Origin of the sequence: Micromonospora sp. NPDC093277 (assembly GCF_044765245.1) — a bacterium.
Taxonomy (GTDB): domain Bacteria; phylum Actinomycetota; class Actinomycetes; order Mycobacteriales; family Micromonosporaceae; genus Micromonospora.
Genome location: NZ_JBIWJO010000001.1, coordinates 451,375 through 468,535 on the forward strand (window position 1 = coordinate 451,375; position 17,161 = coordinate 468,535).

Here is a 17,161-nt window from a genome sequence, read left to right on the forward strand (position 1 = left end):
TCGCGCTGGTGGTGGCGCTACACCCGGCGCGCCTGCCCGGCCCAGTACTCCTCGCGCAGCTCACGCTTGAGCACCTTGCCGACGGCGGACCGGGGAAGTTGACGGAACAGGACCTCCTTCGGTGCCTTGACGCTGCCGACGCGTTGCCTGCACAGTGCGATCAGGTCCGCGGCGTCGACCTCGGCGCCGGGCTTGACCTCGACGACCGCGGTGACGCGCTCGCCCCACTTCTCGTCCGGGAGCCCGATCACGGCGCAGTCCCTGACCGCCGGATGGGCCCAGATGACCTGCTCGACCTCGCTGGGGAAGACGTTGAAGCCGCCGGAGATGATCAGGTCGCGCTTGCGGTCGACGAGGTAGACGTAGCCGTCGTCGTCCTGGTAGCCGACATCGCCGGTGGCCTGCCAGCCGCCGTCGAGCTGGACCGCGGCGGTCTGCTCCGGCTCGTGCAGGTAGCCGCTCATCCGCAGCGAGCTGCGTACGACGATCTCGCCGGGCTCGCCTGTCGGGCAGGGCCCGTCGTCACCCCGGACGGCGACGTTGGCGACGACGGTCTGCCGTCCGCAGCTGGCCAGCCGCTGGTGCAGGGCCGGGTCGGCCAGGGCCTCGGCATGCTCCTCCGGGCTGAGGTAGGTGCACATCATCGGCAGCTCGGTCTGCCCGTAGAACTGGGCCAGCACCGGCCCGAAGACGTCCAGCGCCTCCTCCAGTTTCGCCACCGACATCGGCGCCGCGCCGTACAGCAGGTAGCGCAGGCTGGACAGGTCGCGGCGGCGCACTCCGGGGTCGGCGAGGAGGGCGTAGATCGCCGTCGGCGGCAGGAACAGCCGGGTGACCCGGTTGCGTTCGATCGAGTCCAGGATCTCGGCGGGCACCACCGTGCCGTGCACGATGTTGGTGCCGCCCATGGAGAGGACCGGGAACACCACGGCACCGGCGGCGTGCGTCATCGGCGCGGCGACCAGGTGCACGGGGTCCCGCTCCGGCATGTGGGCGAGGAACGCCGCGACCATCGTGGCGAAGGCGCGGTGGGAGATCCGTACGACCTTGGAGCGTCCGGTGGTGCCGCCGGTGCCGATCAGCGCGGCGATCGCCTCCTCGTCGAGCGGGGGCAGGGTGATCCGGCTCTCCGCCGGCGCCAGCCAGTCCTCCAGGGTCGGGTCGTCGCCGACCGGCGCGTCCATCGCCACGAAGTGCTCGACCGATGGCACGCTCAGCCGTACCCGTTCCACCGCCGAGCCGGGCCCGGCCGCGTAGAGCAGGGCGCGGGCCCCGACGGTGTCCAGCAGGGTGGCGATCTCCTCCGGTGTCGACCGGGCGTTGACCGCCACCCAGGTGCAGCCCGCCCGCAGCACGCCGAGCACGCAGGGGAAGACGATCGGGGAGTTGGGGCTGGCCACCGCCACGGGGGTGCCCGGGGCGACGCCGTCGCGCCGCAGCGCCGCCGCGACGCGGTGGGTGATGGCCTCCGCCTCGGCGTAGGTGACGGCGCCGGTCCCGTCGGGGCGGACGAACGCGGTCCCGCCGGGATTGAGCCGTACGCCGCGGTCGAAGAACTCGATCAGGTGCATCGGACTCGGACCTCCACTCGTTCAGGCCGCGGTCGCCGCGACGCACCGGTTGGCCTGCTCGCCGAGGCCCGCGATCGCGGTCCGCAGCGTCTGGCCGGCGGAGAGGAACACGGGGGGCTTGCGGGCCGCGCCGATCCCGGCCGGCGTGCCGGTGGCGATGAGATCGCCCGGCACGAGGGTGATGATCGAGCTGACGTACGAGATGATCTCGCCGACCGGGAACAACATGGCGCCGGTGGTGGCCTTCTGCACGACGGTCTCGTCCACGGCGCAGGTCATGTCGAGGTCGCGCGCGTGGTCCACCTCGTCCGGGGTGACCAGGAACGGACCCACCGGAGTGGACGCCTCGAAGGTCTTGCCCTGCAGGAACTGCGAGGTCCGAAGCTGCCAGTCGCGCATCGTGACGTCGTTGACGACGGTGTAGCCGGCCACGGCAGCCAGGGCCTGTCGCGGGTCGGCGTGCCGCACCGGGCTGCCGATGACCACGCCGAGCTCGACCTCCCAGTCGACGGCGTGCGAGTGCGGCGGCAACATGATGTCGTCGTACGGGCCGATGAGGCTGCGGCTGTACTTCGCGAAGATCGTCAGGTGCTCCGGTGTCGGCAGCCCGACCTCGGCGATGTGATCGGCGTAGTTGACCCCGACGCAGATGATCTTCTCCGGGCGCGGCGTGAGGGGTGCGAACTCGACCTCCGCCAGCGGTACGGCCGGCGAGGAGGGACCCGCTGCGCGCTCCCGCCAGTCCGGCCCGGAGGCGAGGAGTTCGCCGACATCCCGGAACGGCAGCAGGATGACCTGGTCGGCGGTCACCCGCCCGGCGTACGTGCCGCCGTCCAGGCGGATCGTCGTCAGTCGCATGCTCTGTCCTTTCTGGCCGCCACGCGACGGCTGCCGGTGGCGACAGGCGGCGGATGGATCCAAGGCTGCACATGCTTGACCGTGAACTGTAGACGAACTACCGGGATCTGGATACAGTTGCGGCTCGATCGGATGCAAGCCTTTCCGGCGGTGGACTGTCGAAGGAGACGACGACATGGCGATCAGAGCCGCAGTCGACATCGGAGGCACCTTCACCGACGTCGTCGCCTACCACGAACAGACCGGCGAACTGCTCCTGGGAAAGGCCCTCAGCACCCCCCGCGACCTGATCCGGGGAGTGTTCGACGGGCTCACCGCCGCCGAGGTGCCGCTCGACGAACTCGCCTTCCTCATCCACGGCAGCACGATCGTGGTCAACGCCCTGGTCGAGCGCCGAGGCGCGCGTACCGCGCTGGTCACCACGGCCGGATTCCGCGACGTCTACGAGATCGGCCGGATCAACCGCCCCGACGCCTTCAACCTCTCCTTCACCCGGCACCGGCCGCTCGTGCCCCGCGACCTGATCTTCGAGGTCCCGGAACGGATGGCGGCCGACGGCACCGTGCTGCGGCCGCTGGACGAGGAGCAGGCCCGGGCGACCGCCCGTAAGCTGGCCCGGCTCGGCGTCGAGGCGGTCGCCGTGCTGCTCCTGCACGCGTATCGCAACCCCGAGCACGAGCGCCGGCTCGGCCAGATCCTGCGCGACGAACTGCCCACCAGCTACGTCACGCTGTCGCACGAGATCAGCCGCGAATATCGCGAGTTCGAACGCACCTCCACCGTCGTCGCCAACGCCTTCGTCGGGCCGATCGTCAGCGACTACCTCGGCCGCCTGGCCGGGCGGCTACGCCACGAGGGTGCCCGTACCTCGCTGGCGGTCATGCAGTCCAACGGCGGGGTCACCGACGTGGCCACCGCGTCGTCGCAGTGCGTACAGATGCTGGAATCCGGTCCGGCCGGCGGCGTCGTCGGCACGATCGCGCTCTGCGAGGCCCTGGCTTTCCGCGAGGCCATCGCGTTCGACATGGGCGGAACCACCGCGAAGTCCGCCGTCATCCGGGACCTCACCTTCCCCGTCGCCAGCGACTACTTCCTGGGCGGATACCGCACCGGGCTGCCCATCCGGATCCCCTGCCTGGACATCGTCGAGGTCGGCACCGGCGGCGGCAGCGTCGCCTGGCTCGACGACGCCGACGGGATCCACGTCGGGCCACGCAGCGCCGGCGCCGAACCCGGACCGGCCTGCTACGGGCGCGGCGGCACCGAACCGACCATCACCGACGCCGCCGTGGTCCTCGGCCACCTGGCGCCGGACGGAATCCTCTCCGGCGGCCTGCCGCTCGACGGCCCCGCCGCGCACCGCGCGGTGGCGGCGCTCGCCGGCCGGCTCGGCCTCGACACCACCACCACGGCGGCCGGAATCATCGCCATCGGCGCCGCGGCCATGGCCAACTCGGTCCGGGCGGTCACCACCGAACGGGGACTGGATCCGCGCGACTTCGCCCTGTTCGCCTACGGCGGCAACGGGCCCCTGCACATCTCGCTGGTGGCTCGCGAGCTCGCGATCACCCGCGTCGTCGTCCCGCCCATGCCGGCGCTCTTCTCCGCGCTCGGCATGCTCATGGCCGACGCCCGGCTCGACCTGGTGCAGACCGGCGTGCGGACCCTCGGCGGCACCGACGCCACGGAGATCGAGGAGGCGTACCGGAGGTTGGAGGCCGAGTGCGAGCGCAAGCTCCGCGCCAGCGCCGTCGACGTCGACCAACTGGACTTCCTGCGCGCCGCCGACATGCGCTACGTCGGCCAGGAACACACCGTGACCCTCCCGGCGCCACCGCTGCTCCCCGGCGGCGACGGCACCGACGCGTTGAAACGGGCCTTCGACGCGGCACACGAGCAGCGCTACAGCCACAGCGCCCCCGGCGAGCCCGCCCAGGTGGTCAGCCTGCGGGTGTCCGTGGTCGGCAAACTTGGCAAACCCGACATCGCGAAGGTCGCCGCGGGGGACGCCGCGCCGCCCCCGCAGGCCCGCACCGGTACGCGCGACGTGGTCTTCGACCCGGCCGGCGGCGCGGTGCCGACCGCCGTCTTCGACCGCGCGCACCTGCTCGCCGGCAACCTCGTCACCGGGCCGGCCGCGATCGAGGAGCCGACCACCACCACCCTGCTACGCCCCGGCGACCGAGCCCTCGTCGACGAGTTCGGGAACCTCCTGGTCGAGATCGGAGCCTGACGTGACCCCACTCGCCGCCGCGACACCCGGGCCGACCGGGGTCGACCCGATCACCGCGGAAATCATCCGGGCCGGCTTCGTCTCCATCACCGAGGAGATGAAGACCAACCTCATGCGCACCGCCTACAACCTCATCATCTACGAGGCCCAGGACTTCACCGTCGGCCTCTTCGACCCCGAGGGCCGGCCCATCTCCATCGGGCTCGGCCTGCCGATGTTCATGGGCGGCCTGTCCGACGCGATCAAGGCGAAGCTGGCGTTCTACGGGCCCGACGGCATCAAGCCCGGCGACATCCTGCTCACCAACGACGCCTATATCGTCGGCAGCCACCTCAACCACATGATCTTCACGCTGCCCGTCTTCCACGACGGCGAACTGGTCGCCTTCGCCTCCTCCATGGCGCACTGGATCGACGTGGGCGGCGTGCTCGGCGGCACGACCACGGACATCTACGCCGAGGGCCTCCAGGTGCCGATCGTGAAGATCTTCAAGGAGGGCGTCCAGGACGACGAGCTGACCCGGCTGATCGCCACGAACGTCCGCTTCCCCGACCTCGCCATGGGCGACCTGCGGGCACAGGTCGCCGCCATCCGCACCGGCGAGACCCGCCTGCGCGCCATGCTCGTCCGCTACGGCGTTGAGGCGGTCAAGGCGAGCATCGCGGACCTCTTCCGCCGTGGCGAGGAACTCGCGCGACGGGCGGTCGCCCGCATCCCCGACGGGACGTACGAGGCCGAGGCGTTCATGGACGACGACGGGGTCAACCCCGGACGCCGGATTCCGGTACGGGTCCGGGTGCTCGTCCGGGGCGACACGTTCACCGTCGACCTCAGCGACATGAGCCCCCAGGTCGCCGGATACTTCAACTCCGGCGCCACCGCCGGGCGCTCCGCGGCCCAGGTCGCCTTCAAGTGCCTCACCTCGCCACTCGAAGCGCCGATCAACGAGGGCTCGCTGCGCCCGTTGGAGGTGATCCTGCCGCCCGGCACCGTGGTCAGCGCCACCAAGCCGGCGGCGATGCGGTGGTGGATGACGTACCCCATGACCGTGGTCGACTGCGTCTTCCGGGCGATGGCCGGCGTGCTGCCCGACGCCAGCATCGCCGGCCACCACGCCGAACTCGGCATGACCCACACCTACGGCGTGGACCAGCGGACCGGCCGGTTCTTCCAGTTCGTCGGCGGACCGCAGGGCGGCGGCTGGGGCGCCACCGCGCGGGCCGACGGCCAGAACGCCACGATCTGCGTCAACGACGGCGACACCCACAACGCCCCCGTCGAGGTGCTCGAGGTCAAGTACCCGATGGTCACGATCGACGAGTACGCCCTGCGCGCGGACTCCGGCGGCGCCGGACGCCACCGGGGCGGCCTGGGCACCCGACTGCGCGTACGGCTGAACACGCCCGCGCACGTCGACACGTGGATCGAGCGCACCGTGTGCGCCCCCTGGGGACTCGCCGGCGGCGGGGACGCCGCGCCGAACCGGGTGTGGATCGAGCGGGCCGACGGGGAGCGGGTCGAGTTCGCCAACGGGAAGGTCACCGCCCTCGGGCTGGCCGCCGGGGACAGCCACGTCGTGGAACTCGGTGGTGGCGGTGGCTTCGGGGCAGCGCACCAGCGTCCCGTCGAGGAGGTCCTCGCCGACGTCCGCGCCGGCTACGTCTCGGTGGGCGCCGCGCGCACCGCGTACGGGGTCGCCGTCGTCGGTAACCGGGACGACGGTTTCGACGTGGACCACGCCGCCACCGAAGCCCTCCGGGGCTCGTGTATTCACGATCCACAGAGGTGCGTACAATCAGTCACCGACTAGGTCCGGTCCGCTCATGGTCCAGGGAGGTACCCGGCTCGTGGGTACGGTGACAAGCGCAGGCGACCCCACGACCGTCGACGACAAGGCGGGATCAGGCGCCGGAACGCGCACCGTCTACGACGCGCTGCGCCGGCTCATCCTCGACGGCGAGCTCGAGCCCGGCACGGAGATCTCCCAACCGGAACTGAGCCGCCGGCTCGCGGTGAGCCGGACCCCGCTGCGCGAGGCGCTGCGCCTGCTGGAACGCGAACGACTCGTCGTCGACACCGGCCCCTACCGCTCGATCCGGGTCAGTTCGCTGAGCCCGGCCGACCTCGACGACCTCTACGCCCTCCGGGTCATGGGGGAGGGCCTGGCGATCTGGCTGACCGTGCCGATGCTCCGCGCCGCCGACATCGAGCGGCTGGCGCAGGACGCCGAGCTCAGCGCCACGGAGGACGCCGAGGCCCACCGCCGCTTCCACGCCGGTCTCCGGATCGGCGCGGGCCCCCGGCTGGTCGAGCACCTCCAGCAGCTCTCCGACCACGCCGAGCGGTACCAACGTTCCTTCGTGAAGCACGAGCCCGACCGGGCGTTCGTCGCCGCCAAGCTGGCCGAGCACCGCGAGATCGTGGCCGCCTGCGCGGCGGGCGACCGCCAGCGTGCCCGCGAGCTGCTCGTCGACCACATCGCCGGCACCGCGATGGCCCTGATGACCGCGGAACGGCACGCACCGTTCACGCTGCCGTCGGCGGTGGCGATGGCCAAGGGCGCCTGACCCGGAGCCCGAGTGGCGACCAGGAGGGCCGCCGCGCCGGCCGGTCCGGCGAGCCGGACGCCCCGGTGCGGCCAGCGCGCACCGGGGCGTCGGTCGATCGTCAGCCGGCCCGGTAGGCCTTGATGATCGTCTGCTCGATCCCGCTACCGCCGTCGGCGGCCACCTTCACCCGCAGCGACACCGCCTTCCCGGCGGCCGGCTCCGGCAGCGTGGCAGTGAAGTCGCCGTCGCCGCCGGCCCGGACGGGGACCGACTGCCAGGTGCCGCCGTCGTCGGTGGAGGTCCACAGCTCGAACGCCGTCACCCGCTGCTTCGCCACGCCGTGCGACTGGTGCACGGTGAAACCGGCCGTGCCGCCGGTCGGGTGGTTGGCGGCGTCCAGCGGCAGCGCGTAGTCGACCGACAGCAGCGGCACCGGGACGCTGCTGTGGTCCGACGGCCCGGTGGACCGGAACGTCCAGGCGGTGCTCACCTTGGTCGACACCGGCAGCAGCGCGCCCATGTCCAGGTCGTAGCTGAGCCGGTAGTCGCCCGCCTGCTGCGGGATGGTGAAGTCGCCGGACGACCCGGCGTACGCGCCGACCAGGCGCCCGTCGCGGTGCAGGGTCAGCTTCCGCTTCGCCAACTCCTCGAACTCGTCCCAGCCGAGGCAGTCGAAACGCTGGTGCTGGTCGGCCAGCTCGACCAGGTCGACGTGCAGATTGCCCCGGGTACGGCGGATCGGCTGAGGCACGCAGCCGCTGTACGACGTCGCGGGATCGTCGTACCAGTCCGGGCGGAGCGGTTGGCGCACCCAGGTCTTGGTCTGCCGGCTGCCCGGCGCGTACTGCCGGTGCGGCTCCTGCGTCACCGCCTCGTAGTCGCCGTTCGGGCCGGAGTAGAACGCCTCGTCGTCGTAGAAGAACGAGCCCGGCGAGAGGTAGTCCACCCGGTCGGTCGGGACGTTCTCGGTGTAGGCGTCGAGGAGGTTCAGCCCGTCGGCGGTCCAGGCGTACCGCTTGTGGCTGGTGGTCGAGCCCGGCTTGTCCAGCCGGTGGAAACGCTGGTCGATCCGGGCATACGTGGCCAGCTCGCTCGTGGTCACCCGCTGCGTCAGATTCGCGGGAATGCCGCCGGGCAGCGCCCGGATCACCTCGTAGAGGAACGGGCTGGGCTGTTCACCGGGCGCCCGCAGGCTGACGCTCGTGTACGCCTCGAACCGGCCGACCTTCGGCTTGGCCATCGGCACCGCGTACACGCCCCAGTCGCGGGCCTCGGCACCCCAGGCGTACGCGAAGTCCTGGCTGACCAGGGTCCCGTCCGGCGCGTACTGCTGGTAGGTGATGCTCAGCTGGCTGGCCTCGGTCGACACGCCGTCGACGTTCGCCCGCAACTGCTCGGCCCGCCCGGCGTCGGCGACCAACGCGGTGTCGCGGTCGACCAGCACCTCCGGGTCACCGACCAGCGCCATCCGGGTCGCCCAGGTGTCCCAGTCGGTCTCCATCTGGTAGCCCGCGACGGTGTACCGGCCGGCCGGCACCCGTACGGCCGCGGGCTCGTCCGGCGCCACGTTGGTGAACTCGGCGAAGATCGTCGGGTCGTCGAGGTTCACCACCCGCACCCCGCCGAACTGGACGACACCGGCAGGCGCGTCGGGCAGCTTCGTCGCGCTCAGCGTCAGCTCATAGCTCCGCGGTTCCACGTAGAACGTGACCGGGGTGACGGCCGCGAACCCGCCGGCGGCCCGGGCGGTGACGACCGCGGTGTACAGGCCCGGCTTCGCGGCGAGCCGGGCCCGGTCGATCCGCAGGGTGACCTGCGCGGTGCCGCGCGGAGTGACCGTCAGCTGGCTGGCCGAGAGCGCCCCGGCGGCGGCCGGCGCGGTCGTGCCGTCGCGGTGCCGGATGGTCAGGCCCAGGTCCAGGCGCAGCGCTCGCACCTCGGTGTTGTGCCAGGCCAGCGCCGTCGACGCGGTGCCGGACTGCGGGTAGTCGAAGGTGCCGAGGTTGATCAGGTCCTGCCCGGCGACCACTCCGGTGAGCGCCCGCGCGGCGTTGAGCCGACCGGCGCCCACCGCGTAGCTGTCCGCGCCGGCCAGCGGGTCGGCCGCACCGACCAGGGCCGCCTTGAGCTGGTCGGCCCGCCAGTCCGGGTGCCGTTGCGCGAGCAGCGCCGCCGCCCCGGCGACGTGCGGAGTTGCCATCGAGGTGCCCGAGGCGCTGGTGTACCGGGCGTCGAGCGCGTTGCCCATCAGGGTGCCCGCGGCCCGCGCGGCCACGATGCCCACGCCCGGAGCCACCAGCTCCGGCTTGGCCGCACGGGTGTTGACCAGCGGCCCCCGGCTGGAGAAGTCGGCCAGCGCGTCGTTGCGGTCCACCGCGCCCACGGTGAGGGCGGTGCTCGCCGCGGCGGGCGCGGCGATCCAGCCGTCGATCGGGCCGTCGTTGCCGGCGGCCACGACGAAGAGCGTGCCGTGCTGCCGGGTCAACTCGTCGACGGTGAGGGACATCGGGTCGCTGCCGTCGCTCGGCCCGTCGCCGCCCAGGCTCAGGTTCACCACGTCGGCCCGTGCCGCCGCCCATTCCATCCCGGCGATGACCTGGGACTCGGTGCCGTACCCGTCGTCGTCGAGGACCTTGCCGACCAGGAGCTTCGCGCCGGGGGCTACGCCGCGGCGCTCGCCGCTGGCCGCCGCCCCGGTGCCGGCGATCGTTGCCGCGACGTGCGTGCCGTGTCCCATGTGGTCCACGGCGTCCCCGCCCGGCATGCTGAAGTCCGCCCGTTCCAGCACCTGGCCCACCAGGTCCGGATGGGTGAAGTCGGCGCCGGTGTCCAGCACGGCCACCCGGGTGCCCGCCCCGGTGACCCCGCTCTGCCACGCCGCCGGGGCGGCGATCTGCGTCAGGTTGCGGTCCAGGGCCGGGGTGGTCGGCGTCCCGGCCGTCCCGGTGGCCGGTGCGGTGGTGGCTGCCGCCGGCACCGCTGTCGCGTGTACCCGGCGGTCCAGCCACACCTTGGGGCCGGCCTGCGCGGCCTGCGCCGCCCGCGACGTCAGGGTACGTATGAGTCCCTCCCCGCTCCGCTTCGGCTGCCGCCCGGCGACCGCGCCGATGGACGGCAGCGCCCGACGCCGGCCCAGGCCGGCGGTCAACGGGTCCGCGGCGAGCGTGCCCGCCCCGGCGTCGCCCGGCCGCACGATCAGCGGCAGTTCCTGGCTGCGCGCGTCGTCGTAGCCGTCCATGATCAGCGCCGTCACGTCGAACAGCGACTCGTCGAGCGTCGAACCGAGCAGCCCGGCGACCTCCGCGGGCACGACCCGCAGGTGGCCGTCCGGCCCGCAGCCGCGATGCTGCACCCCGTGCGGCTTCGCCGGCCGTACGGTGACCGCCGGGCAGGCCGAGCCCCGCCCGGAGACGGTCACCACGTCACCGGTCAGCAGCGTCAGCGTGTACGTCTTGCCGACCGGCAGCACCGGCCCGCCCCGGTCGGTGCCGGCCTGCTGCCGGGCCGCCGGCTGCGTCGGGGGCTGCGCCAGCACGCTGCCCCCGCCGATGCCGAGACTCACCACGGTCGCACCCGCGATCACCCCGAGTCGTCTCGGGAACATGCGTCTACGTCCTGTCAACACGGTTCCTCCGCATTCGTCACTCCTGCCACGGTTCCTTCGCATTCGTCGCTCGTGCGTGGAGACTCCACATAGGAGACGGAACCCGGGCGTGATCGGTTGTAGCGACGGAGGAGGAGTCTCGGGACCGGGGGAAGCCGGCACGGACCCGACGGAGGCGTACAACCGTTTCCGACCGGCGGCCGTCTGTAGGGGGGAACCGATGGAGGTAACCGGATGCCCGACGCATCGGAACAGGACTACATCGACTACGTCAGCGCGCGACTACCGATGCTGCACCGGCTGGCGTACTCGCTGTGCGGAGACAGCGACCAGGCCGACGACCTGGTGCAGGAGACGGCGGTCCGGCTCTTCGAGCGCTGGTCGCGGGCGTCGCGAGCCGAGCAGATCGACGCGTACGTCAGGACCATCCTGGTGCGGCTCTTCCTGGACAGCCAGCGAAAGGGCTGGTGGCGGATCCGGCTCTTCGCCGCGCCCCCGGACGTACGCCGAACCGAGGACCGGGGCACCGAGGAGCGGACGGTGCTGCGGGACGCGCTGGCGAAGGTGCCGCCGCGCCAGCGGGCCGTCCTGGTCCTGCGGTTCCTGCACGACCTGCCGGTCGACGAGGCGGCCCGGATCCTGGGCTGCTCGGCCGGCACGGTGAAGAGCCAGACATCGCACGGCCTTGCCGCGATGCGCCGACTGCTCGGCAACCGGGAGTTGATGGAGACGGGAGCGGTGTCATGAAATCAGATGAGGAAGACTTCGCCGGACTGCTGCGCGAGCTCGACGACGGACCCGCCCGCCCGGCCCGGGTGGACCTGGCCACGGCGATCCGCGAGGCACGCCGTCGCCGGCGCAACCGCCGTACGCTCACCGCCTCCGTCGCCGGGGTGGCGACGCTCGCCCTGACGGCGGTGCCGCTGGCCGTACGGGCCGAGCGGTCGCCCGACCCGGGGCTGGCGATGACGCCGGGGGCATCCGCCAGCGCCAACCTTCCGCCCTCGGCCGGAGAATCGGCCGACCCCAGCCGTCCGCCGGCCCCCGCGGCACCGAGCAACTGCAACGTCGAGGTGCTGCCCGTTCCGAACGGGTACCGCAAGAGCCTGGTCACCGGCGGCGACCCGACCGGCCGGTACCTGCTCGGCCGCTCGTACCCGACCAGGAAGTACACCTATCCGGTGATCATCTGGGACGGTGACCGGGCGACCGAGGTGCGGATACCCGGCAACGACCAGCGGTTGTCCGACATCAATCCCTCCGGCGTCGCCGTCGGTGTGGCGTACACCGGCGACCAGCCGCAGCCGTACGTGGTGCGGTCCGGCAAGGCCACCCGGCTGCCCGGGGTGACGGCGGGCGAGGCGACGGCGATCAGCGACGACGGCCGGATCGTCGGGGCCCGGCAGGTCGGCGAGCGGCAGCTGCCGGTGCTGTGGTCCGGGCCGGACCAGCCAGCCGTCGACCTGCCGCTGCCCGGCCCGACGTGGCAAGGGATCGCCATCGGCGTCGACTCCGACGGCACGGTCGTCGGCAGGATCCAGAACGGTTCGGCGCGCGAGTTCCAGGCGGTCGTCTGGCGGTCCGGCGGCAAACCCGAGCTGCTGCCGCCGCCGCGGATGGCCGGCGTCACGGCGACCGGCTTCATACCCACCTCCTTCCGCAACGGATGGATCACTGGCAAAGCGTTCCGGGACAAGGGCCGCGAACGGCAGTTGCATGCGGTCCGCTACCACCTGGCCCGTGGCGAGTACGTACCGATGCCGGCCGAGATCATCACGTACGACGGCAACGGCCAGGGCTGGATGGTCGGCTCGATCGACCACATCGACGTCGGACTCCTGACCGACGCCGGGCTCGTGCCGCTGCCGGACCTCGACGGGCGCACCGGCCACTACGGCGCGATCGCGACGAGCGTGAGCGATGACGGGCGGGTGATCGGCGGCCAGCTCGACACGAAGCCGAACCTGCAGGACGTCGAGATGCGGGCGGTCCGCTGGCGCTGCCACTGACACAGCCTCTCCGGCGCCCGGGATGACACCCGGGCGCCGGAGCCGTACCCGGACCTGAACGGTTGCCGCCCGCGACGCCGACGCGGTGATCGGGTCCCGGCGGACCCGCGGGGCGTGGCAGCCCCGCCGCAGCGACCAACTCGGCCAGGCGACGCGGCGGTCAGGCGCCGACGGCGACGGCGACGCCGAGGGCGAGCATGCCGATGCCGGTCGCGGCCTGCAGGAGCCGTTGCGTGGCCGGTCGGCTCACCCGTTCCCGCCCCTTGTCCAGGGCCCAGACATACATGCTGAACCAGACACCCGAGATGGTCGCCCAGATCATCCCGAGGGCGACCGACGAGACGAGGACAGGCCCGTCGGCGGTGACGAACTGCGGGATGAGCGACACGGCGACCACACCGGCCTTCGGGTTGCCGAGGCTGGTCGCCACCCCGATGAGAAAACTGTTCCGCCCCCTGCCGGCCGGCCGCGGCGACGGTTCCCCGCCGGAACGCCCGCCGCCTGGGCGTTCGGCAGGCCGCATGGGCGGTTCGCTGCCTCGGCGTTCGGCGAGCCGTAGGGGTGGCTCGCGCAGGGCCCACAGCGACTGCACGCCCAGCCCGCACAGGACCGCCGCGCCGCCGATCCGGATCGCCAGGTAGGCGTGTGGATTGGCCAGCAACACCGCGGACAGGCCGACAGCGGCGACGGCCGCCCAGATCAGAATGCCGGCGGACGCGCCGGCCACCGTGAGCAGGCCACCGCGACGGCCGAAGGCCAGCGTCTGTCGGGTGATCGAGGCGTTGTTGGCGCCGGGCAGCACGGCCAGCAGGACCACCGTGGTGACGAAGGCGACGAGGTGCGTTGGCATGAGCGTCCCGTTTCGTGCAGCGGTTTCAGGGGCGGCTCCAGCGTGCTGGCTCTCCGGCCATCACAGAAGTTACGAACCTTGGCGTAGGCCGTAAGATTTCTTTATGCATGGCGATCCCGGTCAACTACAGCTGCTCGCGTTGATCCGGGCGCACGGTTCCCTCGCCGGCGCCGCCCACGAGCTCGGGGTGACCCCGGCCGCGGTCTCCGGACAGCTCGCCCGCGCCGAAGCCGACTGGAACACCCCGCTGGTCGTCCGCGGCCCACGCGGCGCCAGGCTGACCGAGCCGGGGCACGTCCTCGCCGACGCCGGCGACGCCGTCATCGAGCAGTGCACCCGGGCCGCGGACCGGGTCAGCGCCATGCTCGGCCCGCTGTCGCGCCGGCTGCGTATCGGCACGTTCCAGGCCGCCGCCCAGCACCTGCTGCCACCGGCGCTGACCGCGCTGCGCCACCAGCGCCGCGACGCCGAACTGACCATCGTGGAGATCACCTCGGACCGGGGCGTCGACCTGGTCGACACCGGGCAGCTCGACGTCGCCGTGATCGCCAGCTACGGCACCACCCGCGCCGTGCCACCGACCGTGCGTACCCACCCGCTGTTGACCGACCCGATGGCCCTGTGCCTGCCCGAGGACCATCCGCTGATCCGCCGCCAGCGCACCCCGCGCGGGCTGCGCCTCGACCAGCTGGCCGACGACCCGTGGATCGTCATCGTCGCCGGGCACGCCGCCCGCCGCCAGCTCGATCAGGCCGCCACCGACGCCGGGTTCACGCCGTGCGTGCAGTTCGAGACCGAGAACTACAACGTCGCCCAGTCGCTGGTCGGCACCGGCATCGGCGTCACGATGCTCTCCCGGCTGACCATCACTCCCACGCCCGGCGCGGTGCACCGCGAGCTGACCAGGCCCCGCCTGAGCAGGCGGATTCACGCCGTGACCGCGTCCACCGCGCTGACCCCGCTCGCCGAGCACTTCGTCGCGCTGCTCTCCGAGGTCAGCACCGAACTCGCCGACAGATGGGCCGCCACCCCGGTCGGCGTATGAGGAACTGCCGATCGGATCAGTCGCCGGCGTTGATGATTTTTCTGAGCGATTCCGTGTAGGCGGTGAAGGCGCTTCGGCCGTCGGGAGTCAGCCTCACCCAGGTCCGGCCCCTGCGCCCGATGCCGCCCTTGACGATCTGCACGAATCCGGCGGCTTCCAACGTGGTCAGATGCTTGGACAGCAGTGAATCGCTGACCTCGATGGTGTCGCGGAGGAACCGGAAATCCGCCTTCTCCACCCCGGCGAGCGCGGCGATGATCGACAGCCGGACCGGGGCGTGGATGACGTCGACGAGGCCGTGACGCGGGTGGTGGCCCTGCTCGGTCATCGGCGCAACACCCACGCCGCCCCGACGAGCGCTGGCAGACCGGGCACGAGCGCGACGATCATCAGCCACGGTGACAGGCCGGGGGGCACCCACTCCAGTGCGAAGCTGGCAGCGATAAGGAGGGGGAGCTGACACCACCAGACCAACTTGCCCCGGCGGGTCGAGCCCCAGCTGATCACACCGGCTCGCCAATGTAGGACTGCTCCGGCCAGCACCAGCGCCACCGCGAAAGCCAGGATCCAGTTCGAATGCCGGGGGTGCAGGTGCAGCAGGAGTATGTAGGTCGGGAACAGTGCAGCAGATGCAACGTATTCGAGAGCTTCCCACCGGCGGCCGACGCGCACCCGACGGGTGACGCGATGGATTTCACCGAGGGCGGCAGCGGCGTCAAGCGGAGCGGGGCCAGTGCCCGGAGTGGAGGGCATCTCGGCGTCATGGGGGGTCACGTGGCGAAGGTAGCAACTACTTGAATGCCGTTCAAGTATTCGCCCGATGGTGGCAGTGATCGTCTCCGTATGCGGTACGTGGGGGTGTCGGTGGGGGTCGGAGACCACCGTTGGCGGGACGTGGAGTGGATCATCCAGGAACGACTTGGCGGGTTGTGGCCGGTGACCGACCACAACCCGCCAATTCCGCCGAGCGCCCTGGTCAGGGGGTGGCGAGTGCCCTGGTCAGGGCGTGGCGAGCGCCTCGGTCGGGGCGAGGCGGGCGGCCCGGATCGCCGGGTACAACCCGGCCAGCGCACCGATCAGCAGGGTCGCACCGACCCCGCCGCCCACCGCCCACGGCGGCACCACCGTCGGCCACGACTGCGAGAGCGCGTAGCCACCGGTCACCCCGCTACCCAGCAGCACCCCGCCGAGCCCGCCGAGGGCGGACAGCAGCAGCGACTCGGCCAGGAACTGGGTGCGTACCTGGCCGCGGGTGGCGCCGAGCGAGCGGCGCAGGCCGATCTCCGGGCGGCGTTCCAGCACCGAGATGACCATCGTGTTCGCCACCCCGACGCCACCGACCAGCAGGGCGACCGCGCCGAGTCCGAGCAGCAGCCCGGTGAACGCCTCGTCGGTGGCCTGCTTCGCGGCGAGCGCGTCGGAGGGCCGCGACACCTTCACCTCGTTCGGCGCCTCCGGGTTCGCGGTGGCGCCGAGCACCGACCGGACCGCCTCGACCGCGGTGTCCGCCGTCCGGGCGTACACCGTGGTCGGGTGCCCGTCGAAGCTGAGGTACGACGTCGCCGCGTCCCAGCCGACCAGCGCGGACAGGTCCAACTCCGGAGCCAGGGGCGCGGGCGCCAGGATGCCCACCACGGTGAACCATCGCCCGCCGAGCTGCACCTGCACGTCCGGTCCGGCGGCACCGATCCCGAGCCGCCGGGCCGTGGTGGCGCCGAGCACCACCGCCGGGTAGCGGGCGGTCGCGGCGTTCAGCCAGGTGCCGCTGACCACCTCCAGCCCCACCGTGTCCCGCAGCTCCAGGCTCACCGCCCGGGCGGCGATCCCACCGGTCTCACCCCGGGCGATCTGATCCGACCGGTACACCCGCGCCTCGGAGAGCAACCCGGTGGCGGCGACGGTCCGCACCGGCCCGATCCGCCCGATCATCGCCGTCGACTCGGTCGGCAGCTGGGCGTCGCCGCCGAAGAGCCCACTGCCCGGGGCGACGGTGAGCAGGTTGGTGCCGAGCTCGGCGAGCGTGCGGTCCAACTCCGCCCGCGACGACGCGGAGATCCCGACGACCGAGACCATCGCGGCGATCCCGATCGCGATGCCCAACGCGGACAGGACGGCCCGCAGCGGCCGGGTACGCAACCCGACCCCGCCGACCCGCACGACGTCCCGCGGCCGCATCCGGGCCGGCACCAACCGCACCGGTTTGCGCTCGCTCATGCCGTCGCCTCGCTTCGCTCGCCGACGCCATGAGGCACCACTGCGCTGAGCTGTCTGATTCGCTCGCTGCGCTCGCTCATGCCGTCGCCTCGCTTCGCTCACCGACGCCATGAGGCACCACTGCGCTGAGCTGTCTGATTCGCTCGCTGCGCTCGCTCATGCCGTCGCCTCGCTTCGCTCGCCGACGCCATGAGGCACCACTGCGCCGAGCTGTCTGATTCGCTCGCT

General features: G+C 72.2%; 13 protein-coding genes. 6 read left to right on the forward strand and 7 right to left on the reverse strand.

Features of this window, described 5'->3' with window-relative positions; genetic code table 11:
- Positions 1–17 precede the first annotated feature (17 nt).
- Entirely contained in the window at positions 18–1,571 is a 1,554-nt protein-coding gene (locus ACIRG9_RS02030; RefSeq protein ID WP_402848774.1) for an AMP-binding protein, read from the reverse strand.
- Between the two features lie 21 nt (positions 1,572–1,592).
- Positions 1,593–2,429, reverse strand: coding sequence for a fumarylacetoacetate hydrolase family protein (locus tag ACIRG9_RS02035; protein ID WP_402848776.1), 837 nt, complete (start codon positions 2,427–2,429; stop codon positions 1,593–1,595).
- A gap of 175 nt (positions 2,430–2,604) precedes the next feature.
- Between ACIRG9_RS02035 and ACIRG9_RS02040 the strand changes: the two genes are divergently transcribed.
- The 3 genes from ACIRG9_RS02040 to ACIRG9_RS02050 are packed head-to-tail and all read left to right on the forward strand — an operon-like array spanning position 2,605 to position 7,229.
- Entirely contained in the window at positions 2,605–4,662 is a 2,058-nt protein-coding gene (locus ACIRG9_RS02040) for a hydantoinase/oxoprolinase family protein (RefSeq protein WP_402848779.1), read from the forward strand.
- A 1-nt stretch (position 4,663) separates the two neighbouring features.
- Positions 4,664–6,472: a hydantoinase B/oxoprolinase family protein gene (locus ACIRG9_RS02045; RefSeq protein ID WP_402848782.1), complete on the forward strand. Its 1,809-nt coding sequence runs from the start codon at positions 4,664–4,666 to the stop codon at positions 6,470–6,472.
- 37 nt (positions 6,473–6,509) lie between these two features.
- A complete protein-coding gene (locus tag ACIRG9_RS02050; protein WP_402848784.1) occupies positions 6,510–7,229 on the forward strand; it encodes a GntR family transcriptional regulator in 720 nt (239 codons plus the stop codon).
- Positions 7,230–7,329: 100 nt separating this feature from the next.
- Here ACIRG9_RS02050 and ACIRG9_RS02055 read toward each other — a convergent pair whose 3' ends face one another.
- Positions 7,330–10,815: a S8 family peptidase gene (locus tag ACIRG9_RS02055; protein WP_402848787.1), complete on the reverse strand. Its 3,486-nt coding sequence runs from the start codon at positions 10,813–10,815 to the stop codon at positions 7,330–7,332.
- Between the two features lie 234 nt (positions 10,816–11,049).
- On the opposite strand from ACIRG9_RS02055, the gene ACIRG9_RS02060 reads away from it, so the two are divergent.
- Together ACIRG9_RS02060 and ACIRG9_RS02065 are read left to right on the forward strand one after the other, a co-directional pair.
- A complete protein-coding gene (locus tag ACIRG9_RS02060) occupies positions 11,050–11,562 on the forward strand; it encodes a SigE family RNA polymerase sigma factor (protein ID WP_402848790.1) in 513 nt (170 codons plus the stop codon).
- Positions 11,559–12,824, forward strand: coding sequence for a hypothetical protein (locus ACIRG9_RS02065; RefSeq protein WP_402848793.1), 1,266 nt, complete (start codon positions 11,559–11,561; stop codon positions 12,822–12,824). Before ACIRG9_RS02060 ends, ACIRG9_RS02065 begins: the two co-directional genes overlap by 4 nt.
- A 160-nt stretch (positions 12,825–12,984) precedes the next feature.
- On the opposite strand, the gene ACIRG9_RS02070 is transcribed toward ACIRG9_RS02065, so the two are convergent.
- Positions 12,985–13,674 (reverse strand): LysE family translocator, encoded by a 690-nt coding sequence (locus ACIRG9_RS02070; RefSeq protein ID WP_402848796.1) that lies wholly within the window; start codon positions 13,672–13,674, stop codon positions 12,985–12,987.
- Positions 13,675–13,777: 103 nt separating this feature from the next.
- Here ACIRG9_RS02070 and ACIRG9_RS02075 point away from each other — a divergent pair, with 103 nt between their 5' ends.
- The gene (locus ACIRG9_RS02075; RefSeq protein ID WP_402848799.1) at positions 13,778–14,719 is read left to right on the forward strand and encodes a LysR family transcriptional regulator; all 942 of its coding nucleotides are present in this window, start codon (positions 13,778–13,780) and stop codon (positions 14,717–14,719) included.
- Positions 14,720–14,735: 16 nt separating this feature from the next.
- Here the strand turns inward: ACIRG9_RS02075 and ACIRG9_RS02080 are convergent, their stop codons facing one another.
- From ACIRG9_RS02080 to ACIRG9_RS02090, 3 genes are all read right to left on the reverse strand, one after another.
- Positions 14,736–15,047, reverse strand: a complete 312-nt coding sequence (locus ACIRG9_RS02080; RefSeq protein WP_402848801.1) for a winged helix-turn-helix domain-containing protein — start codon at positions 15,045–15,047, stop codon at positions 14,736–14,738.
- The gene (locus ACIRG9_RS02085; protein WP_402848804.1) at positions 15,044–15,493 is read right to left on the reverse strand and encodes a hypothetical protein; all 450 of its coding nucleotides are present in this window, start codon (positions 15,491–15,493) and stop codon (positions 15,044–15,046) included. The genes ACIRG9_RS02080 and ACIRG9_RS02085 overlap by 4 nt, the downstream gene beginning before the upstream one ends.
- A gap of 225 nt (positions 15,494–15,718) precedes the next feature.
- Positions 15,719–16,933, reverse strand: coding sequence for an ABC transporter permease (locus tag ACIRG9_RS02090; RefSeq protein ID WP_402848806.1), 1,215 nt, complete (start codon positions 16,931–16,933; stop codon positions 15,719–15,721).
- Positions 16,934–17,161: the final 228 nt, after the last annotated feature.